The 19,725-nt window shown below is 67.0% G+C and carries 18 protein-coding genes; 8 read left to right on the top strand and 10 right to left on the bottom strand.

Annotation, left to right across the window (positions count from 1 at the left end; all coding sequences use genetic code 11):
* Positions 1-145: 145 nt before the first annotated feature.
* The 4 genes from BSTEL_RS04225 (at position 146) to BSTEL_RS04240 (ending at position 5,367) form a co-directional block, all read left to right on the top strand.
* The gene (locus BSTEL_RS04225) at positions 146-1,708 is read left to right on the top strand and encodes a UDP-N-acetylmuramoyl-L-alanyl-D-glutamate--2,6-diaminopimelate ligase (protein WP_034527514.1); all 1,563 of its coding nucleotides are present in this window, start codon (positions 146-148) and stop codon (positions 1,706-1,708) included.
* 75 nt (positions 1,709-1,783) lie between these two features.
* The gene (locus tag BSTEL_RS04230; protein ID WP_034527517.1) at positions 1,784-3,373 is read left to right on the top strand and encodes a UDP-N-acetylmuramoyl-L-alanyl-D-glutamate--2,6-diaminopimelate ligase; all 1,590 of its coding nucleotides are present in this window, start codon (positions 1,784-1,786) and stop codon (positions 3,371-3,373) included.
* Positions 3,374-3,379: 6 nt separating this feature from the next.
* Positions 3,380-4,624: a carboxylate--amine ligase gene (locus BSTEL_RS04235; RefSeq protein ID WP_034527520.1), complete on the top strand. Its 1,245-nt coding sequence runs from the start codon at positions 3,380-3,382 to the stop codon at positions 4,622-4,624.
* Positions 4,621-5,367 (top strand): aspartate/glutamate racemase family protein, encoded by a 747-nt coding sequence (locus BSTEL_RS04240; protein WP_034527523.1) that lies wholly within the window; start codon positions 4,621-4,623, stop codon positions 5,365-5,367. The genes BSTEL_RS04235 and BSTEL_RS04240 overlap by 4 nt, the downstream gene beginning before the upstream one ends.
* 101 nt (positions 5,368-5,468) lie before the next feature.
* Here BSTEL_RS04240 and smc read toward each other — a convergent pair whose 3' ends face one another.
* Together smc and BSTEL_RS04250 are read right to left on the bottom strand one after the other, a co-directional pair.
* Positions 5,469-9,167 (bottom strand): chromosome segregation protein SMC, encoded by a 3,699-nt coding sequence (gene smc, locus BSTEL_RS04245; protein WP_034527526.1) that lies wholly within the window; start codon positions 9,165-9,167, stop codon positions 5,469-5,471.
* Between the two features lie 14 nt (positions 9,168-9,181).
* On the bottom strand, positions 9,182-10,747 hold the full coding sequence (locus BSTEL_RS04250) for a bifunctional folylpolyglutamate synthase/dihydrofolate synthase (RefSeq protein ID WP_084686107.1): 1,566 nt from the start codon (positions 10,745-10,747) through the stop codon (positions 9,182-9,184).
* Between the two features lie 1,290 nt (positions 10,748-12,037).
* Here BSTEL_RS04250 and BSTEL_RS04255 point away from each other — a divergent pair.
* The 3 genes from BSTEL_RS04255 to BSTEL_RS04260 are packed head-to-tail and all read left to right on the top strand — an operon-like array spanning position 12,038 to position 13,819.
* Positions 12,038-12,685, top strand: coding sequence for a hypothetical protein (locus BSTEL_RS04255; protein WP_238567621.1), 648 nt, complete (start codon positions 12,038-12,040; stop codon positions 12,683-12,685).
* Positions 12,682-13,014 (top strand): CTP synthase, encoded by a 333-nt coding sequence (locus BSTEL_RS12695; protein ID WP_238567622.1) that lies wholly within the window; start codon positions 12,682-12,684, stop codon positions 13,012-13,014. Before BSTEL_RS04255 ends, BSTEL_RS12695 begins: the two co-directional genes overlap by 4 nt.
* Positions 13,015-13,057: 43 nt before the next feature.
* Entirely contained in the window at positions 13,058-13,819 is a 762-nt protein-coding gene (locus tag BSTEL_RS04260; protein WP_034527529.1) for a metallophosphoesterase family protein, read from the top strand.
* Positions 13,820-13,849: 30 nt separating this feature from the next.
* On the opposite strand, the gene BSTEL_RS04265 is transcribed toward BSTEL_RS04260, so the two are convergent.
* Positions 13,850-14,731 (bottom strand): nitrilase-related carbon-nitrogen hydrolase, encoded by an 882-nt coding sequence (locus BSTEL_RS04265; RefSeq protein WP_034527530.1) that lies wholly within the window; start codon positions 14,729-14,731, stop codon positions 13,850-13,852.
* A 198-nt stretch (positions 14,732-14,929) separates the two neighbouring features.
* On the opposite strand from BSTEL_RS04265, the gene BSTEL_RS04270 reads away from it, so the two are divergent.
* Positions 14,930-15,778 carry an aldo/keto reductase gene (locus tag BSTEL_RS04270; RefSeq protein WP_156963169.1) on the top strand — a complete coding sequence of 283 codons (849 nt, stop codon included), beginning with the start codon at positions 14,930-14,932 and terminating at the stop codon, positions 15,776-15,778.
* Between the two features lie 335 nt (positions 15,779-16,113).
* On the opposite strand, the gene BSTEL_RS04275 is transcribed toward BSTEL_RS04270, so the two are convergent.
* The 7 genes from BSTEL_RS04275 to BSTEL_RS04305 are packed head-to-tail and all read right to left on the bottom strand — an operon-like array spanning position 16,114 to position 19,725.
* Entirely contained in the window at positions 16,114-16,830 is a 717-nt protein-coding gene (locus tag BSTEL_RS04275; protein ID WP_034527536.1) for a peptidoglycan recognition protein family protein, read from the bottom strand.
* A 2-nt stretch (positions 16,831-16,832) separates the two neighbouring features.
* Positions 16,833-17,228, bottom strand: coding sequence for a phage holin (locus tag BSTEL_RS04280; RefSeq protein ID WP_084686108.1), 396 nt, complete (start codon positions 17,226-17,228; stop codon positions 16,833-16,835).
* Positions 17,229-17,260: 32 nt separating this feature from the next.
* Positions 17,261-17,626, bottom strand: coding sequence for a hypothetical protein (locus BSTEL_RS04285; protein WP_034527538.1), 366 nt, complete (start codon positions 17,624-17,626; stop codon positions 17,261-17,263).
* A 32-nt stretch (positions 17,627-17,658) separates the two neighbouring features.
* Positions 17,659-18,480 (bottom strand): hypothetical protein, encoded by an 822-nt coding sequence (locus BSTEL_RS12700; RefSeq protein ID WP_238567623.1) that lies wholly within the window; start codon positions 18,478-18,480, stop codon positions 17,659-17,661.
* Between the two features lie 29 nt (positions 18,481-18,509).
* Positions 18,510-18,875, bottom strand: a complete 366-nt coding sequence (locus BSTEL_RS12485) for a hypothetical protein (RefSeq protein ID WP_193788488.1) — start codon at positions 18,873-18,875, stop codon at positions 18,510-18,512.
* Between the two features lie 12 nt (positions 18,876-18,887).
* Positions 18,888-19,505, bottom strand: coding sequence for a hypothetical protein (locus BSTEL_RS04300; RefSeq protein ID WP_034527540.1), 618 nt, complete (start codon positions 19,503-19,505; stop codon positions 18,888-18,890).
* A gap of 16 nt (positions 19,506-19,521) precedes the next feature.
* Positions 19,522-19,725, bottom strand: a complete 204-nt coding sequence (locus BSTEL_RS04305; RefSeq protein WP_034527542.1) for a hypothetical protein — start codon at positions 19,723-19,725, stop codon at positions 19,522-19,524.

A 19,725-nucleotide genomic window follows, 5' to 3' on the forward strand; every position in this document is an offset into this window, starting at 1 on the left:
ACCTCCCAGTCGACGTTGAGATTCGTCGCCCACAGTAGAGCCGTCCGAACGGGAGGCACGGGCCTTCCGACCGTACAGGAACGTACGGCCGCTACGACCGACACGATCGGCGGGCACGGCCCCGCCACGAAAGGAAGCGACACCGATGGCACTGACCCTCAACTCCGCCGCCGCACTGCTCGAACGCCACCATCTGCTGCGCGAGGTGATCCACGGCGGACGATGGTCGAGGACGGCCGCGGCGCTGCCCGGCGCGGACGAACCGTTCGCCTCGCTCACCTACGACACCCGCAAGGTCGCCCCCGGCTCGATGCTCGTATGCAAGGGCCGATTCCGCCCCGAATTCCTCGACGGCTGCGACGACCGCGGTCTCGCCGGCTACGTCGCCGAAACCGACATGTCCGCCCACACCGCCGCACCCGGACTGATCGTCGACGACGCGCGCAAGGCGCTGAGCCTGCTCGCCGCCGAATTCTACGGACGCCCGCAGGACCAACTCACCCTGATCGGCATCACCGGCACCAAAGGCAAGACCACCACCGCGTACTTCACGCAGGCCGTGCTCAACACCCACTCCGACGGCCGCTGCGCCCTGTTCTCCTCGGTGGACAACTGCCTCGACGGCCACACCTACGTCGAATCCGATCTGACCACGCCCGAATCGCTCGACGCCTTCCGGATGATGCGCGAGGCCGTCGACAACGGCATGAAATACCTCGTCATGGAGGTCAGCTCGCAGGCGTACAAGGTAAACCGCGTCTACGGACTCACCTTCGACGTCGGCGCCTTCCTCAACATCTCCCCCGACCACATCAGCGACATCGAGCACCCCTCGCTCGAGGATTATCTGCGCTGCAAACGCCTCATCGTGGACAACAGCCGCGCGCTGGTGCTCAACGCGCGGACCAACCACGCCGACCTGCTGCGCGAGGACGCGGCCACCGCCGGCGTGCCCGTGACCGAATTCGCGCTGCTGGACGCCGCACCCGCCGACGACGACGCGCCCGCCACGGCCGTCGCGTGGCCGACCGGCGACGGCCACGACGCCTACGCGATGCGCCTCGACAGCCACGACCTCGGCGGCTACCGGCTGGCGCTCGCCGGCGATTTCAACTATGAGAACGCGCTGGCCGCCGTGGCCATCGCGCATGCGGCGGGCGTGCCGGCCGACGAGGCGGGCGCGCTGCACGCGATGGAGCCGACGCGCGTATCCGGCCGCATGGAGCATTTCCGCGACGCGGCGAGCGACACCGACATCATCGTCGACTACGCGCACAACCACGTCTCCGTCAAGGCGCTGCTCGACTTCGTCGACGCTCGCTACGCCGGCCGCGATCCGATCGTCACGCTGGTGGCCGGTTCGGCGGGGGACAAGGCGTTCGACCGCCGCCGGGAGATCGTCGAGGCGGCGCAGGACCGCATCGCGCGTTTCGTGTTCACCGCGGAGGACACCGACACCGAACCATTCGAGGACATCTGCCGCGACATGCGCTCCCACGTGACCAACCCGCGCGTCGCCGCCGCGACGATCATCGACCGCACCGCCGCCATCGCCGACGCGTTGGACGAGGCGCGTGCGCACCCGGAACGCGTGGACGTGGTGCTCGTCATCGGCAAAGGCGACGAACGCTGGATCAAGGACCGCAACAGGCACGTGCCGTACGAGGGCGACGACCGGGTGGTCGAACGGCTGCTTGCGGCGAAGTGAGACGCCGGTGGAGTAGTATCGTGCGATGATGCCGGGGAGACCCGCATCGCCACTCGATACTAGGGAGAGAACCATATGCCCACCACGACTTCGCCGTTGAGCCTCGCCGCCGCGGCCAAGCTGCTGGATAACCATCATCTGCTTCGCGAGATCGTCGCCGGGAACCATTGGACGATGGACGCCTCGACGATTCCCGGCGCGAGCGATCCGATTCCGTCCATCACCTACGACACCCGCAAGGTGGCGGACGGCGCGCTGCTGTTCATCAAGGGACGGTTCAAGCCCGAGTTCCTCGACGGCATCGACGGGCGCGGCCTCGGCGCCTACGTGGCCGAGACCCCCTACACGGACCGCACGAAGGCCCCGGGCCTCATCGTCGAGGATGTGCACAAGGCGATGAGTCTGCTGTCGGCCGAATTCTACGGACGCCCGCAGGACGAGCTCACCCTGATCGGCATCACCGGCACCAAAGGCAAGACCACCACCGACTACTTCACGCACGCGATCCTCAACGAATACTCGCATGGCCACGCGGCGATGATGAGCTCGCTCACCTGCTGCCTCGACGGGCGTACGTGGACGCCGTCCAAGCTCACGACGCCCGAATCGCTCGACGCGTTCCGGATGATGCGCGAGGCCGTCGACAACGGCATGAAATACCTCGTCATGGAGGTCAGCTCGCAGGCGTACAAGGTGAACCGCGTCTACGGACTCACCTTCGACGTCGGCGCCTTCCTCAACATCTCCCCCGACCACATCAGCCCGATCGAACACCCCACGTTCGAGGATTATCTCCACTGCAAGCGCCGCATCATCGCGAACTCGCGCACGCTCGTGCTCGGCGCCGACTGCGACCACGCCGACCTGCTGCGCGAGGACGCGCGGCGCGCCGGCGTGACGGTCACGACGTTCGCGCTCGACGACCCGGCGACCGGACACACGACGCCCGCCGACGTGACGATCGCCGTGGACCCGTCGCGCAAGACCGGCATCCGCGTGACGTGCGGCGGCACGACCGTCGCGCTCGAGCTCGACATGCTTGGCGAATTCAACTTCCTCAACGCGGGCACCGCGATGACGCTGGCGATGAAGGCCGGCGTGCCGTTCGACGACCCGGCGATGCGCGCCGTCGAACGCGTGCAGGTGCCGGGACGCATGGAACGCTTCACCGAAGGCGAGAACCTGCACGTGTACGTGGACTACGCGCACAACTACATCTCCACCAAGTCGGTCGTCGATGAGGTGCTGCGCGTGTACGGCGAACGGGACCCGCGCATCACGCTCGTCGCCGGATCGACCGGCGGCAAAGCCATCGACCGCCGCGAGGGCATCGTCAAGGGCGCGCTGGGACGCGCCAAGTCGTTCATCCTCACCACCGACGATCCGAACTTCGAGGACCCGCGCGCGATCGCCGAGGAGATGGCCTCCCACGTGACCGACCCGGACGCGACGGCGAAGGTGATCGTCGACCGCGAGCAGGCGATCGGGACGGCCATCGACGAGGCCCGCGCCGACGCGCGCGAGCACGGGAGGCTTAACATCGTGCTCGTCATCGGCAAGGGCCACGAGACGCGCAACATCATCGACGGCAGGCCGGTGGCGTGGCCGGGCGACGCGAACGTCGTGCGGCGCGCGCTCGAACGGCATGCGCAGGGAGTAAGGTGAGCAACCATGACCCGATTCCAACCGATTCTGCTTGGTAGCGACATCAACGTGTACGGCATGGCCCGCGCGTTCCACGAGGAGTACGGCATCGTCTCCGACGCGTACGCGTACTTCCAGCTGAGCCCCACCAAGTTCAGCAAGATCGTCAACGTGCACATCGTGCCCGACTTCGACAACTTCGTGACGTTCCGCGACTTCATGCTCGACCTCGGCCGGCGCATGAAGGCCGAGGACCCGGACCGCGCGCTGCTGCTCATCCCCTGCGGCGACGTGTACGCGAACCTGCTGAGCCAGTGCGGCGACGACCTGAGGAAGTACTTCGTCTACAACACGCTCGACATCCGCCTGTCGCGCGAGCTCGCCTACAAGGCCACGTTCTACAAGCTGTGCGAAAAGTACGACCTGCCGCATCCGAAGACGAAGACCGTGACCGCCGAGGACGTGAGGCTCGGCGCGTACAAGGACCTGCCGTTCTCCTACCCGGTGGCCATGAAGCCCGCCAACTCGGTCGAATGGCTCGACATCGACTTCGAGGGCCGCCGTAAGGCGTACATCTTCGAGCGCCCCGAGGAGCTGGACGTGATGATCCGCCGCGCCTACGACGCCGGCTACAAGTCCGAGATGATCATCCAGGACTTCATCCCCGGCGACGACTCGCGCATGCGCGTGCTCAACGCCTACGTGGACCACCACCACCGCGTGCGCATGATGTTCCTCGGCCACCCGCTGCTCGAGGACCCCTCCCCCGTGGCCGCCGGCAACTACGCGGCCATCATCCCCGACTTCAACCAGGGCGTGTTCGACCGCATCAAGGCGTTCCTGGAGGACATCGGCTACGAGGGCGTCGCGAACTTCGACATGAAGTACGACGAGCGCGACGGCGAGTACAAGCTGTTCGAGATCAACCTGCGCCAGGGCCGCTCCAGCTATTTCGTCACGCTCAACGGCTTCAATCTGGCGAAGTACTTCGTCGACGACCTCGTCGAGGACACGCCGTTCGACGGGAACACCGTGTTCGGCCGCGGCTCGAAGCTGTGGCTGGAGATCCCGCGTTCGATTTTCACCGACTACGTCGCCGAAGGCGAGGACAAGGCGCGTGGCATGGCGATGATGAAGGCCGGCGACTGGGGCACCACGCTCGAGTACGCGAAGGACATGAACCCGCTGCGCTGGCTGATGATCCGCCACATGTTCTCGATCTACAAGAAGAGCTACGCCAAGTACTTCCGACAGAAGGGCGCACTGAAGTGAGAAGACCGTTCTTCGCCGTGCTGGGAGGCATGGGTTCGCTGGCCACGGAAAGCTACGTGCGTCTCGTCAACGAGGGCACGCACGCACGCTGCGACCAGGAGTACCTCGACTACGTCGTGTTCAACGACGCCTCCGTGCCGGACCGCACCGCGTTCATCACCGGCCAGTCGGACGACGACCCGTTCCCGGTGCTCGCCGACGACATCGAGAAGGCGACCGCGATGGGCGCGAGCTTCATCGTGCTCACCTGCAACACGGCGCACTACTTCTACGATCATTTCCAGGCGCTCACCCCCGTGCCGATCCTGCACATGCCGCGCGGGGCGGTCGCACGCCTCGCCGCCCTGTACCCGCACGCGCCTTCGGGCACGTGCGAGCGCGTCGGCTTCCTCGGCACGCTCGGCTCGCGCGCCGCGGGCGTGTACCGTCAGGCCGTCGAGGAGGCGGGCTACGAGTTCGTCGAGCCGGACGACGCGCTGCAGGACCGCATCACGTCGCTCATCTACGACGACGTGAAGGGCGCCGGCGGATTGAATCTGGAACGCTACGAGTCGGTGCTGCGCGACATGCTCGACCCGTCCGGACCGGTGCGCGCCGACGCGCTGATCCTCGGCTGCACCGAGCTCTCCGTGTTGAACGAGGCGTTCCCGATGCCGCAGCTGCCGATCGTGGACGCGCAGGCGGTGCTCGTAGACGATACGATCGCCCGCGCCAAGGCGCTGCGCGAGTCACGCAAGGCGTGAGCCGGTCGGCTCCTCCGACGGCACCGATACGACGAAGCCCCTTCCATCCGACGGACGGAAGGGGCTGTTCCGTCTTTGCTCGGTACTCGTTCGGTACTCGCTCAGTCGGCGACAGCGAGACCGCCGTCGAGCTTCTGGCTCACCACGGCGGTGACGCCGTCGGCGCGCATCGTCACGCCGTAGAGCGCGTCCGCGATCGACATCGTGCGCTGCTGGTGCGTGATGACGATGAGCTGGGCGTGCTCGCGCAAATCATTCAACGCGTCGAGCAGGCGCGTGAGGTTCACGTCGTCCAGCGCGGCTTCGACCTCGTCCATCACGTAGAACGGGCTGGGGCGTGCGGTGAAGATCGCGAACAGCAGGGCCAGCGCGGTCAGCGAACGTTCACCGCCGGACAGGAGGCTCAGCTGCTTGACGCGCTTGCCGGCGGGGCTCGCCTCGACGATCACACCGGTCGACAGCAGGTCGTCGGGACGTTCGAGCCGCAGACGTCCGGTACCACCGGGGAACAGGGTCGCGAAGACCTGTTCGAACGCCTTGGCGGTGTCGTCGAAGGCGGTGCGGAACACGTCGACCATCGTCGCGTCGAGGTCGTGGATGAGCCGCATGAGGTCGTCGCGTGAACGGGCCACGTCGTCGCGCTGACCGTTCAGGTACTTGTTGCGCTCCTCCAGCGCCTCGTACTCCTCGGTGGCGAGCGGGTTCACCTTGCCGAGCTTGGCGAGGTCGCGTTTCGCCTTGTCGAGGCGTCGCTCCTGCTCCTCGCGCACGTACGGCGTGGTGCGGATGGCGGCGGGGGCACCGTCAGCATCCGCATCGTCGGTGCCGCCGTCCGCGTTCGTCCCGTCCGCATCGGCTGCGGCGGTCTCGTCGACGGGCACCGGTCTGCCGTGCTCGTCGAGCACCGGCACCGGCCGGTCCGGACCGTATTCCGCGACGAGTTCCCCGACGCTCATGCCGAGTTCGTCGCCCGCCTTGCGTTCGACCTGCGCGTATTCGCCCGCGTATCGTTCGCGGTCCACGTCGAGCGCGTGCTCGCGTTCCGCCAGCCCGCCGACCTTCGGTTCGAGCCCGTTGCGGCGTTCACGCAGCTCGCGCAACGTCTCGTTGCGCCCGGCGGCCGCGGCCCTGAGCCCGTCGCGTTCGGCGACGACCTTCGCGACCGCCTGTTCCGCCTTCGCGGCCGCCGCTCCGGCCTTCCGCGCGACCGCCCGGACTCGTGCGGCGCGTTCGCGGCGTTCCTCGGCGAGCCTGTCGAGCCGTGCGCGGCGTTCGCGCGCCTCCCGCGCCTGCGTGTGCAGGAGCGCGGACTGGCGTTGCAGCGATTCGGCCCTGCGTTTCGTCTCCGTCCATGCGATCTTCGCAGCGACCTCCTGGTCGCGGGCCGTGGCGAGCGCCGTCTCGAGCTCGCGCGCGCGTTCGGCGAGACCAGCGGCGTCCTGCCGCCCCGCCTCGCCCTCCGATTCCGCGGCGAGCGCGGCGTTGAGGTCGGCGAGCCGCATGCGATGGTTCTCCTGCTCCCCGCGTGCGGCTTCGAGCCGCTCGTCGAGCCGTGCGATCTCGCGCGTGACGCCGTCGAGACGCGTCTGGACGTCGCGCGTCTCACGATGCGCCTGTTCGGCCTTGATCCGCGCCTCGGTGCGACGCCGGGTCTCCGCTTCGACGTTCGCCGACGCCTGCGCGAGCGCGGTACGGGCCTGCGATACCTTGGGCTCCAGTTGTTCGAGCCGTGCGGCGAGTTCCTTCGCCCGGCGCAGCGCCTTGTCGCGGCGCGCGGCCAATGACAAGTCGCTTTGCGCTGAGCCGGAGCCGCCCGACGCGGCGATATGCGCGACCAGCATGTCGCCGGCGCGCGTCACGGCGCGGGTCGCCTTGCCTTCGGCGAGGATTCGCCGCGCGTCCTCGAGCCGGTCGGCCGTGGCCGTGTCGGCGAGCAGCATGCGCACCACCGCGGCGACGCGGGCGGCGAGCGCCGGATCCGCGGCATGCGGGTTCGCGGTGACGAGCGCGGCGAGCGCCGGCGTTCCGGCGGCTGCATCGTTTTCCGTGACGTCGTTCCCCGCGGCATCGACCGGCACTCCCGCGGCATCCGGAATGGCGGCGCCCGCGTTGATGACCGTGGCCTTGCCGATGCGGCGTTCGCGGGCGGCGCGCAGGGCGGCGAGCATGGCCGTGTCGTCGGGGACGACGAGCGCGCCCGCATACCCGTCGAGCGCATGGGCGACCGCCTCCTCCCATCCGTCGGCGACGTGGATGAGGTCGGCGAGCCGCCCGAGCACGGTCACGTCCGGATCGGATTCGAGCGAGCCGGCGTCGCCGCGGGATTCGAGCGTGTCCTTCAACGCCTCGGATTTGGCGTCGAGCGAGATGATCGCGGACTGGAGGTCGCGTTGTTCGGCGAGCAGCGTGTCCAGGGCGGTACGGCGTTCGGCGAGCGCGGCGCGCGCCTCATCCAACGCGACGTTCCCGTCGTCACCGCCGGTTTCGGCCTGTTCGTGCAGGCGTGTGAGCCGCGTGCGCGCGTCATGCTGCTGGGCGAGCAGGGATTCCCGTTGCGCCGCGAGGTCCTTGCCTCGGCTCTCCCCCAGTTCGACGGCGGCCTCCTCGCGTGCGATGAGCTCGCGCATCCGTGCGGCGCGCGCATCGCGTTCACGTGAGGCGCGGTCGACTTCCGCGATCGTGCGTCGCATGCCGGCGAGACGTTGTTCGTCGGCGGCGCGCGTCTCGGTGGCCTGTTCGAGTGCGAGTCGTGCGTCCTGTTCCGCGTCCCGCGCGTCGGCCTCCTGCACGTCGAGTTCCGCGGCGCGATGGTCGAGGATGTCCGGATCCTCGCCGCGTTCCGGCGTGACGGCCGCGGACAGCGCGCGGCCTCGTTCGTCGGCGAGCGCCGCGAGCGAGCCGAAGCGTTCCTTCAGCTGCGTGAGCTCATGCCAGGACCGGTCGAGCCGTTCGATGGCGGGGTCGGCTTCGCCGGCCTGCGCCTCCACCTGTTCGATGCGCACTTTGACCTGCGCAAGTTCGCGGCGCAAGGCGTTGAGGTCGCCGCGGACGGCTGTAAGCTCCTCGTGCGCACGGTCGCGTCGTCGCATCGCCTTGACCGCGTCCTCGGCGTAGAGACGTGACTGGGCGTCGCGCAGCGTGACCTTGATCGCGTCGGCGCGGCGGGAGACGCGGGCCTGGCGGCCGAGCGGTCCGAGCTGGCGGTGGATTTCGCCGAGCAGGTCGTCGAGCCGGCGCAGGTTCGCGTCCGTGTTGGCGAGCTTGCGCAGCGCACGTTCCTTGCGTTTGCGGTGTTTGAGGACGCCGGCCGCCTCTTCGATGAACGCGCGGTGCCCGGCCGGATCGGCCCGAAGGATTTGGTCGAGACGGCCCTGGCCGACGATCACATGCATCTGCTGGCCGAGACCGGTGTCGCTCAACAGCTCCTGGATGTCGAGCAGACGGCATGGAGAGCCGTTGATCGCGTATTCGGAGCCGCCGTTGCGGAAGATCGTGCGCGAGATCGTGACTTCCGTGTAGTCGATGTCGAGCGCGTGGTCGGTGTTGTCGATGGTAAGGCTCACCTGCGCGCGGCCGAGCGCCGGACGGGAGGACGTGCCCGCGAAGATCACGTCCTCCATCGACGTGCCGCGCAGGTTGCGCGCGCCCTGCTCGCCCATCACCCAGGTGAGCGCGTCGACGATGTTCGACTTGCCGGAGCCGTTCGGGCCGACCACGGCGGTGATGCCGGGCTCGAAGCGCAGCGTGGTCGCCGAGGCGAATGATTTGAAGCCGCGCAGCGTCAGTTCCTTGAGATACACCCCTTGGTCGTCCTTTACTCGGTCTTGTCGGTATCGGTGGCGGAATCGGCGGAGGGCCGCGCCTCGCCGCCGAACAGGCCTCCGAGCACGTCGTCGCCGGCGTCCTCACCGGAGTCGGCCATGTCGGATGCGTCCGTGTCGCCGTCGTCAGGCTCGACGACGGGCTGGTGGATGCTCATCGCCTTCCTCATGATCGGGCTCGCATGCTCCTCGAGCATCTCGCGGGCGTCGCCGGCGGTGACGAAGCTGCCGCAGATGAGCACACCGTGACCGTAGCCGACACCCAGCTCGTCCGCCTCGTCGACCATGTTGACGGCGGTCTGGATCGCGTCCGGCAGTTCCGGCTCCTTGACGACGCGGTCGCGACCGAACACCTCGACGGCGATCTTCTCCAGGTCGTCGGCGGACATGACGCGGTCGCGCCACGAGTTCTCGGTGACGACCACCTGGCTCAGGACCGGTTCGAGCACGCCGAGATACTCCTCGACCTGCTTGTCCTCCATCATGGCGACCACGCCGACCAGCTGTTCGAAGTGGTAGTTCTCCTCGATGGCGGCGCGCAGGGATTCGGCGGCGTTCACGTTGTGTCCGCCGTCCACGATGATCGTCGGCGAGGTGCGGATCTGCTCGATGCGGCCCGGGATCCTCACGCTGGAAAGCGCCTCGGCGACGATGTCGCCGTCCAACGCGCCGGACACGGGGATCACGGCCTCGCAGGCGGCGAGCGCGGAAAGCGCGTTGTGCGCCTGATGTTCGCCGAACTTGGCGATCGGAACCTCCGTGTACGTGCCGAGCGGCGTGGACAGGGTGGCGACCTGGCCGCCGACGGCGGGCATACGGTTGATGACCTCCATCTCATAGCCGTCGCGCACGAGCTTCGCATGGTTGCGTTCGGCGGCCGCCTCGATGATCGGCATGACCGCCTCCTCGTGCGGCTGGGGGCCGATGACGGCGGTGCAGCCGGGCTTGATGATGCCGGCCTTCTCGGTGGCGATCTCCTCCACGGTGTCGCCCAGCCACTTCATGTGGTCCATGTCGACCGGTCCGATGATCGCCGCGTCCGCGTCGAGCACGTTGGTGGCGTCCCATGCGCCGCCCATGCCGACCTCCACGATGGCCACGTCGACCGGGGCGTCGGCGAACTTCCAGATGGCCATGGCGGTGAGCACCTCGAAGAAGCTCATGCGCGGCTTGCCCTGCTCCTCCATCTTCCGGTCGACAAGCGCGACGAGGTCCTTGATCTGATCCCACGCGTCGATGAAATCGTCGTCGGAGAGCTGCTGGCCGTCGATGGCGATGCGCTCGTTGATCTTCTCCAGATGCGGCGACGTGTACAGGCCGGTGCGCATGCCGTAGGCGCGGCAGATGGCCTCGGCCATGCGCGCGGTGGAGCCCTTGCCGTTGGTGCCGGTCACATGGATCACGCGGAACGACTCCTCCGGGTGCCCCAGCACGTCGAGCATCAGGTTCATGCGGTCCAGATCGAGATTCGTGGTGTTGTGCTCCGGCGGACGGCTCATGATGTCCAGCTCGACGTCCTGGATGGTCTCGTTGTTCCTGTTCGGATGCTCGAATGACATGGTTCCTGTTGCTCCTGCTTGTTCTTCTGTGCCGTTGCCGTGCCGCGGCCGGCTGGCCGTCGGATCCGCCCGCGGCCGGGGCTCCCGGACGGGAACCTCCCGACGAGGGCTCTCCGTCCGGGGGCTTCCCGTCCAAGTAGCTCTTCATCCGGGTGGGTTCCCTGTCCGGGTGGTTTCCCCGTCCGGGCCGACTGTACGGCCTTCACATGCCCAAACCCCACAATGATAGCCGACCCCCTGCCGTCATGCGCCATCCGTTCGCCGGCCGCGCATCACCGGCCGCGCATCGACGGCCGCGCATCGACGGCCGCCGCTCATCGGCGGACGCTCATCGACGGGCACCTCTTTTACCCACTCACCACTGGCTCCCTTCAACAGGAGCTGCTCTACCGCTCCACATCGCCAGACAGCCCTCCCGCCCACTCATCACTGGGCACCTCTTTCACCCACTCACCACTAACTCCCTGCAACAGGGGCTGCTCTACCGCTCCACATCTTCAGACGCCCCTCCCCGCCCACTCACCACTTGGGCACCTCTTTCGCCCACTCACCACTGAACGCCCCTTTCGCCCACTCGCCACCGGACGCCTCTTTCACCCGCTCACCACCGGGCAACCCTTCCCTTCCGCGTCACTTCCCGCCAGCGGCGTCGTATGCGTGCCACCTACTGGCCGGGAACGACGCCGAGAGGCCTCTCAGCGTCGGAGCTGTGCCACGCGTGGCGCGGAAACGGCGCTAAGAAAGCCCACACCGTCGTTTCCGTGCCAAGGATGGCGCGCAACCGATGCTCACTTCCTTCCTAGCGTCGTCTCTCTGCCACCCATGGCACGGAACCGACGCAGGGCGGTCTTCAAACAGAGAAGCCGTGCCATCCTTGGCACGGAACCGACGGAAGGGAAGGTAAGTCCCACCGACATTACCCTGCATGCCGGCGACGATGCGACGCGACCGCGACGGTACCGCATGCCAACGGCAATGCTCACGCCAGCAGCGCACCGGCAACACACCAGCAGCGGCACACCAGCTGCGGCACATCAGCAGTAGCGCGGCGCACCCGATGTAGTGTGGCGCACCTGCTGCGACACACCGACAGTGGTAACCGGCTACCGCCACGGCAGGGATGCGGGTTCCCGGAATCCGACGCCACCACGGTTATCCACATCGAACACCTTGCGCACAAATCGGCTTGATTCCGCCGATTCCCGTAGCCGACACGCCGAGGAACAGGGCTCCGACCACAAGGGGCGCTCGGTCCCCTTCCATGGAACGCGAATCGGCTACGGTCGAACCATGAGAACGCATAGAACGGTGACGAAGCTGATGGCGGACGCCCAACGCGCAGGCAGGTGCGCGTATTCCCGCAACGAGGCCGAGCAGGCGGCGTTGCGCAGACGCGCGAAAGTCGGCGATTTCACACGCGTCTATCCGGGTATTCCGTCGCTGTACGCCGAGACCATGTACTGGAACGGGCTGAAGCCTCCGGAGCGCACGATGCACATCGCCCGCACGCTCGCGCAGGCCCATCGCACATGGGTGTTCGGCGGACTCGTCGCCGCGGTGGCCTACGGATTCGAACACCAATGGTGTCTGCACGACGGTTCCGTGACGATTGCCACATCGGATCATGGCACGCACCGTCCCGACTGTCATCTGAAACGCGTCTATGTGCCGAAGACGGCGACGACGCGGATCGAACACGAGGAGACGGGGCTGTTCCTGTTGCCGCCCGCCATGACGCTGCTCGACTGCGCCGGCTCACATGAGTTCCGTTTCGCATTGCCGTTCTTCGATTCGGCGTTCGCCAAGGGGACCACCGCCGAGGACGTGCTTGACGCGCTCGGCCGGATGCACGCCGATCCACGCTCGGCCCTGCGTCTGCTGCGTCATGTGAACGCGAAAAGCGAGAACGGCGGGAATCGTTGGCACGCGGAACGATGATCGAGGAACGATTCTCCACGCCGCGCCTTCAGGTGCCGGTGAGGGACCCGCAGACCGGAGCGGAATACCGAGCCGATTTCGTATGGACGCTGGCGGATGGCGCGACGGTCGTCGGCGAATACGACGGCACACGCAAATACATCGATCCCGACATGACCGATAATCGAAGCATTCAGGAGATCGTAGCGAACGAACGCCGCCGAGATGAGGCCCTGAAGCGCGCAGGCGCACGCGAAATCGTCCATTTCAACTATGACGACGTCATGCGGAAGACACCGTTGACGATGAAACTGCTCAAAGCCGGCGTTCCTCGCCGGGACGCCCCATGACCGATGCCGGTACCATAATCCATTCCAAGGAAGGAACACGCATATGAGGTATTTCACCACCGACACGCATTTCGGGCATCCGCTGGTGAGCGTGCTGCGCGGATTCACGAGGTTCGATCCCGGCCGCACGCGCTATGCGGCGCTGCTTGCCGAGCAGGGGCGCAAGGCCGCCGAGGATTGGGCGAAGGGCGTCGTACTCGACGATTCACGGCTCAAGTTCCACACGGCGGCCGACACGGACGCGCATGACGAGGCCATCGTCGCGAACATCAACCGGTTGGTCGACGAGGACGACGAACTGTGGATTCTCGGCGACATCGGATTCCGAACGTCCGTCAACCATCTCAAGGATTGCCTGAGGCAGCTGCACTGCCGGCACCTGCACGCGGTAATCGGCAATCATGACGACTGGTGGCTGGACGACCGTCCCGCCCGCAACCTATTCGCATCGATCGAACCGAACGGCACGGTCGACCTCGCCGGGCTCGACACTGCCCGGCCGGAAGCGGTCGAAACCGTGAATCTGTCGCATTTCCCGTATCGTGAGGATCTTGGCTACGGATGGCCGGACGACGCCGTGCGGTTCCGCGACAAGGCGCTGCCGTTCGACGGGCATCGGCTCCTCTACGGGCACACGCATCAGCTCTCGCCCGAAGGCGCCCGTCCGGAGGCGCTCAACGTGGGCCTCGACGCGTGGAATCTGGAACCAGTGAGCGAGACCCGCGTCGCCGACTGGTTCCATGGGCATGTCGATGATGCCCCGCGCGCCGCTGCGCTCGACATGCCGTCGGATGGAAGAAGCTGAAAGCACGGATGGCTGCCGTGGGACCGGAGACTAGGCCAGTGACGGATCGGTGAAACGGCGGTTGGCGAGGACAGGGAGCGAGCGACGCGCGGAGGCGAGCACATCGCGACGTAGTTCGGCGGTGATGAGCGACGGCTGCGGGCCCGCCGCCGCGACGACCTCACCAAGCGGGTCGATGACGCGACTCAGTCCGATGGTCCTCGCGCCCGTCGCGCTGCATGCGAGCACATAGCAGGTGTTCTCCAACGCGCGGGCGGAGGTCATGAGCTCCCAATGGCGTTCCTTGCGCGGGCCGCGCACCCATGCGGCCGAAACCGCGATCGCGTCCGCTCCGCGCACTGCCAGCGAGCGCGCCGTCTCGGGGAACCGCAGGTCGTAGCAGGTCATCACGCCGATGCGCCATCCGTCGACATCCACGATCGGCGGGAGCGCATCGCCCGGCTCGACCGTATCGGATTCACGTTCCGCGAACGCGTCGTACAGGTGGAGTTTGCGGTAGGTCGCGGCGATTTCGCCGCCGCGAATGACGACGAACACGTTGGATACCCGCCGTCGCACAGCCTTCGGCTCATCCGCGCCGACTCCGCTCTCCACTGCCATATGCTCGTCGATCGTGCGCGATGCGGCCCCCTTCGCCGGCACGTGCACGGTGCCCATCAGAGTGACGCCGTACCGTTCGCTGACATGACGCAATCCGGTGACGAACGGCCCGTCCCGCGGCTGCGCCATGCGCGCCGTATACGAGGAATCCCCGTCGTCACGCGCAATCAGTCCTTCCGGCAGAAGCAGCACCCGCGCACCGTCTTCCGCCGCACGCCGCGCGTATCCCTCGATGGTCTCAAGGTTCGCGGCCGGCTCTTCCGTCACCGTGAACTGCGCGATGGCGATCTTCAGCACGTCATTCCCATGCATTTCGACATCCATACCGCCATTATCCGCCACCGCTCATCCGAATGCCCGACTCCGTTTGAGACCCATGTCACATGGCTTCGGCGTGTCGCGAATCCGGGAGCGGGGACGGGCGGAACGCGCGTAGAGTTGGTGGAGATGCGGCGGATTCGCCTGCACCATATGACCATATGACCAATGAAGGGAACCCTCATGGCAACACTGCTCGATCCTCCGGCCATCCCCGTGCGTCGCGCGCATGACGGGCTGGAACTGCCGGCCATCGGCTTCGGCACGTACAAGGTGAACGGTTTCGCCGGCGTGGAGGCAATCAAGTCGGCGCTCGAGGTCGGCTACCGTCTCATCGATTCGGCGTTCAACTACGAGAACGAGGGCGTGGTCGGCAAGGCGATCCGCGAATCCGACGTGCCCCGCGAGGACATCATCGTCGCGTCGAAGCTGCCCGGACGCCATCACCAGTACGACCAGGCGCGCGCGACCATCGAGGAGTCGGTGGCGCGCATGGGCCTCGACTACATCGACCTGTACCTCATCCACTGGCCGAACCCGTCGCAGGGTCAGTTCGTGGAGGCGTGGCAGGCGCTGGTCGACGCGCAGAAGCAGGGCATCGTCAAGCATATCGGCGTGAGCAACTTCCTGCCCGGTCACATCGACCTGCTCATCCGCGCCACCGGCGTGACGCCCGCGGTCAACCAGGTGGAGCTGCACCCGTTCTTCCAGCAGAACGAGCAGCGTGCCTACGACGACGCGCACGGCATCATCACCGAGGCGTGGAGCCCGCTGGGACGCGCCAACCAGATGCTCAAGGATCCGACGATCACGCGCATCGCCGCCAAGCACGGCGTCTCCCCCGTCGCCGCGATCCTGCGCTGGCACATCCAGCTGGGCGACGTGGCGATTCCGAAGTCGATGCACCGCGAACGCCAGCGCGCGAACCTCGACCTGACCGGATTCACGCTCGACGAGCAGGACATGCGCGACATCGCCGCGATGGACAATCCGGAAGGCTACACGTTCGGTCAGAACCCGCACTGGCACGAGGAGGCCTGACGCACGAGTCCTCCGACGATTCGCCGGACAACGAAAAAGCGCCGCCCCTTTCGGAGCGGCGCTTTCGTGTGGTGGAGTCGCGGGGAATTGAAAACGACCACGGGTTTTCCGCTATATTCCGCCGATTTTAGAGCTTCGCACGTCTTGCTACCACATGTTTTACCACATGTCCGGCGTGTCGGGAGTGCGCATTTAGAAGACTCCCCCGATGGCTCCCGTCTCGCCTCGGGTGTCGTCCCTTCCCATTCTAGACGACGAAACCGCCCCGCCTCCACCCGCGGTGCGCGGTGGGGGGCGGGGCGGTTCCTGTCGGGGGTCGGGTCGGCTCACTCGGCTTAGACGCCGAGTTTCTTCATGGTGGTGCGCACGAGCGCGTCGATCTGGTCGAAGCGGGCCCACCATGGGGCTCGGCTGTTGGCGTGGATTAACGGCACGCCTGCCTGTTGGAGCAGGTTGGCCTGGTCGACGTGGGTGAGGGCGGTGCGGCCCTTGCCGGGCTCGCAGTACCAGATGACGCCGGTGTCGTCGTTGCGGATCATCATGCCTGCCATGATGTCTACCTCCTGCCCGGCCGTGACGCCGGATAGCTTCTGTTGGACGAGTTGGACGAACGCCTGCCACGTGTAGCCGTAGCGGGTGAAGTACGGGATGGGGTCGGTGTGGTCGGAACCGCCGTACACCTGGGCGAACCATTGGTGGGGGTGCATGCGGTCCACGCCCCAACCGTGGGCGCGCAATCGTTGCGCTATCACGTCGGCGGCGATTTCAATACCTTTCCAGAAGTCCGACGCGTTGGTGGCCTCGCAGATCTCGATGCCCTCGCATGTGCCGTTGCCGTTGCCGACCTGCCAGCACAGCCGGTCGTAGGGCACGCAGTGGATCGCCTCCGTCCAGTCGGACGTGAGGTGCACCGCGTAGTCGTAGCCGCGGCTCCACAGATCCCTGTGGTTGCGGGCGGTGGCGCCGGGGTTCGCCGTGCTGTGGACGGCGAACAGGGACGGGCTGAGGTACCCGTGCCCCTGGTTGACGATCTCCTCCTTGATCTGCACCATGGCTACTCCACGGTGGAGGTTCCGGTGTCCGGGTCGGCGAGCGTCTCGCTCATGGGCACGACCTCGCCGGGCATGTCCGCCGCGTTGCCGGTGGATTGGGCGAGCTTGACGGCGTCGACGATCTGCTGGCCCTGCATGGCGGCGCCGGTCATGTTGTTGTTGCGCCACCACGCCCAGACGGACGAGACGACGGCGATGACGCCGGTGATCGCGGTCGACACCTGGTCCGTGGTGAACGGGAGTGCCGCGACCCCCGCGATGCTCAGGCCGGTCTGGAGCACGCTGAACAGCTGGACGAGGAGCAGCATGATCGATTTCGTGCGCTCCGCGGTCAGACCCGGAATCGTGGTGGTGGTGTCCGTGGCCTTGTGGTCGGCGGCTCCGATGGTGTTGCTCATGGTCGTTCCTTTCGTTGGCTGGGTTTCGGGTGTCATTCGGGGTCTCCCGCGGCGTGCACGTCGATGATCTCGGCGTGGAGGTGGGCGGCGGTGCCGTCGTCGAGCGTGTCGTCGGGGTTCAACGCCCGGTAGGCGCTCCAGGCGACGTCGGCGCGTTGCTTGACCTCCACGCCGGCGGGTTTGCCTTGTTCGACGGTGTCGGCGTGGAGGCGTGCGAGCTTGTCGAACAGGAGGGCGCGCAGTGCTCCGTCGACGATCTCCTCGCGGCGTTCGCGTCGTTCGCGTTCGGCGGCGACGTCGCGGCTCACCTGTCTGAGCCGGCCGACGAGCCATCCACAGACGACGCTGACCGCGGCGACGATGAGGCTCGCCGTCACGCTGGTGATGATCTCGTCCATGAGACCCCTTTCCGCTGGTTTTTAGGTTTCGTCTACGCGGCGATCCAGCAGCCGGAGATGCCGACGAAACGGCCGGCATTCCCGGTGCCGTTCAGGCGCATGCTGCCGTCCTCGTTGCCCCACAGGTAGAAGCTGATGGCACCGGTGTTGTCGCTGCCGTGCAGCAGTCCTCCAATGTCGGGCATCGGCCGGAAGCCTGCGGGGATCGTCTCGGTGACGGACTGGTTGCTGGCGTTTGAAAAACTGCTGTTGAGCGTGATGTACGCGCTCGCGACGACCATGCGCCCCACGCGGGTCAGGGCGATCGTCCGGTCGCTGTACGGCATCTTGAGCTGCGCCGTATTGATCTGGGTTAGCGAATCCCCCACGGTGGCGAGGGTGGCGAGTGTCTTGTACAGGGCGACGGGCGTGCCGACGGTGACGCCGTCCAGGGGGATGCGCCACAGCGGGTACGAGTCGGTGTTCGTGGCGGTGTCCTTGGGGTCGGTGGGTGTGCCGGTCGTGTTCGCGCCCTTGACGACGGCGAGCTCGAACGATTGGATGCCGCCGAGGTTGAGGTCGCCGCCGTCCTTCCTGACGCGGGCGACGATGAGGTCGTTGCGTTTCTGTCCGGCGGTTCCCGCGTCGATCGCGAGTTTGACGGGCTCGTCGCTGAACGGGAGCCAGCCTTCGCCCATGTTGAGCGCGCCGGTGCCGATGGTCGCGGTGCGTCCGTCGGTCGAGATGGTGCAGGCGAACCTGTCGCCCCAGTCGAGCACGTGCGCGTCGCCGAGCAGCGCTTTGGCGAGGGTGGCGAGGTGTCCGGCGCCGACGTGGGGCAGGCCGGTGAACCCGTTGATGATGTTGTATGCCATGAGTGTCCTTCCCTTGGGTTGGAGGATGGTCAGCCGACGCGCTGCCAGGCGTGCGCGTCGATGTCGGGGCGGCGCTCCCACCGGCCGCCCACGCTGGCGGGGTCGAGGCCGGTGGTGCGCATGATCGAGCCGACGGGCCACGCGTCGAGGAACGCGTCGCCGTCCCCGTCCTGTGTGGCCGTGTCGTCTTCGAGGCGGAGCCACCGGTGTTCGCCGGTGGACGGCATGTGCCGCCAGCGGCCGCCGTACAGGTCGGACGGGTTGAGGCCGCTGGTGGTGGTGTGGATGCTGCCGGGCGGGTGCGCGGCCAGGAACCTCTTGGACGTGTCGAACATGCCCAGGAGGCGGTCGACCGCGCGTGCGAGCCCTTCGAGCGTGACGAACGTGCTCGCCATCCGGGGGCTCCCTTAGGCGAACAGGCCGTCGATGTCGGCGTCGGTGGCGGGGGTCATGTCCGATTTGAGCATGTAGCCGCTCAAATCGGTCACGCCGGACAGTGCGTCCCACTTGGGGGTGGTGGTCGCGTCCGCGCCCTCGCCGGTGGTGACGTTGACGAGCACGATGTTCGTGCCGGACGGGTAGTTCTTGCCCGCGCCCTCCACGAAGTCGTCGGTGGTGGTGAACGCGTCGGTCACGTTCCACACGTCGCCGACGGCGCGGCCCGTGGTGGGCAGGTCGGCGAACGCGCTGGAGCCCTTCGGATGGAAGGCCGAGCCGATCGAGTTCTGCAGTTCGCTCTTCGCGTCCGCTACCTTCTTGTCGACGGACGCCGTGGTGTCGTAGCCCTTCGCGGCGATGGCCGTGTCGACCTGTTCGGCGGTCTGGTAGCCCTTGCCGTCGAGCGTCTTGGTCACGTCGGCGGCGGTCTGGTAGCCAAGCTTCTTCACGTCGTCGACGGCGCCGTTGCGGGCGGTGCCGGCGGCGGTGTTGGCGATGTCGGTGGCCTGTTCGGTGGTGGTGAACAGGGTCTTGAGCTTCGCGAGGAAGGACGCGAGGTTGTCGAGGTTGATGAACTTGGATGCCATGATGGTCCCTTTCCGGTTACTTGGTGGTGTTGGTGGTGTCGGTGGTGTTGAACAGGTTCGCGATGTCGTCCTCGGTGGCGGCCTCGACGCCCGCGCCGGCGGCGAGTTCGGCGAGCTTCTGGGGCAGTCGGGTGCCGTCCACGTCCACGTCCTTCGCGTTGACCATGGGGAACGCGCCGTTGTTCTTCGGCGCGAGCGTGTCGATCAGTTCGATTGCCAT

The organism is Bifidobacterium stellenboschense, from assembly GCF_000741785.1.
Lineage (GTDB): Bacteria > Actinomycetota > Actinomycetes > Actinomycetales > Bifidobacteriaceae > Bifidobacterium > Bifidobacterium stellenboschense.

Bases quoted from the DNA above. Each gene is read 5' to 3' on its own strand.
- BSTEL_RS04225 (WP_034527514.1), top strand. From the start codon at position 146: ATGGCACTGACCCTCAACTCCGCCGCCGCACTGCTCGAACGCCACCAT.
- BSTEL_RS04230 (WP_034527517.1), top strand. From the start codon at position 1,784: ATGCCCACCACGACTTCGCCGTTGAGCCTCGCCGCCGCGGCCAAGCTG.
- BSTEL_RS04235 (WP_034527520.1), top strand. From the start codon at position 3,380: ATGACCCGATTCCAACCGATTCTGCTTGGTAGCGACATCAACGTGTAC.
- BSTEL_RS04250 (WP_084686107.1), bottom strand. From the start codon at position 10,747: ATGTCATTCGAGCATCCGAACAGGAACAACGAGACCATCCAGGACGTC.
- BSTEL_RS04255 (WP_238567621.1), top strand. From the start codon at position 12,038: ATGAGAACGCATAGAACGGTGACGAAGCTGATGGCGGACGCCCAACGC.
- BSTEL_RS12695 (WP_238567622.1), top strand. From the start codon at position 12,682: ATGATCGAGGAACGATTCTCCACGCCGCGCCTTCAGGTGCCGGTGAGG.
- BSTEL_RS04260 (WP_034527529.1), top strand. From the start codon at position 13,058: ATGAGGTATTTCACCACCGACACGCATTTCGGGCATCCGCTGGTGAGC.
- BSTEL_RS04265 (WP_034527530.1), bottom strand. From the start codon at position 14,731: ATGCATGGGAATGACGTGCTGAAGATCGCCATCGCGCAGTTCACGGTG.
- BSTEL_RS04275 (WP_034527536.1), bottom strand. From the start codon at position 16,830: ATGGTGCAGATCAAGGAGGAGATCGTCAACCAGGGGCACGGGTACCTC.
- BSTEL_RS04280 (WP_084686108.1), bottom strand. From the start codon at position 17,228: ATGAGCAACACCATCGGAGCCGCCGACCACAAGGCCACGGACACCACC.
- BSTEL_RS04285 (WP_034527538.1), bottom strand. From the start codon at position 17,626: ATGGACGAGATCATCACCAGCGTGACGGCGAGCCTCATCGTCGCCGCG.
- BSTEL_RS12700 (WP_238567623.1), bottom strand. From the start codon at position 18,480: ATGGCATACAACATCATCAACGGGTTCACCGGCCTGCCCCACGTCGGC.
- BSTEL_RS12485 (WP_193788488.1), bottom strand. From the start codon at position 18,875: ATGGCGAGCACGTTCGTCACGCTCGAAGGGCTCGCACGCGCGGTCGAC.
- BSTEL_RS04300 (WP_034527540.1), bottom strand. From the start codon at position 19,505: ATGGCATCCAAGTTCATCAACCTCGACAACCTCGCGTCCTTCCTCGCG.
- BSTEL_RS04305 (WP_034527542.1), bottom strand. From the start codon at position 19,725: ATGGCAATCGAACTGATCGACACGCTCGCGCCGAAGAACAACGGCGCG.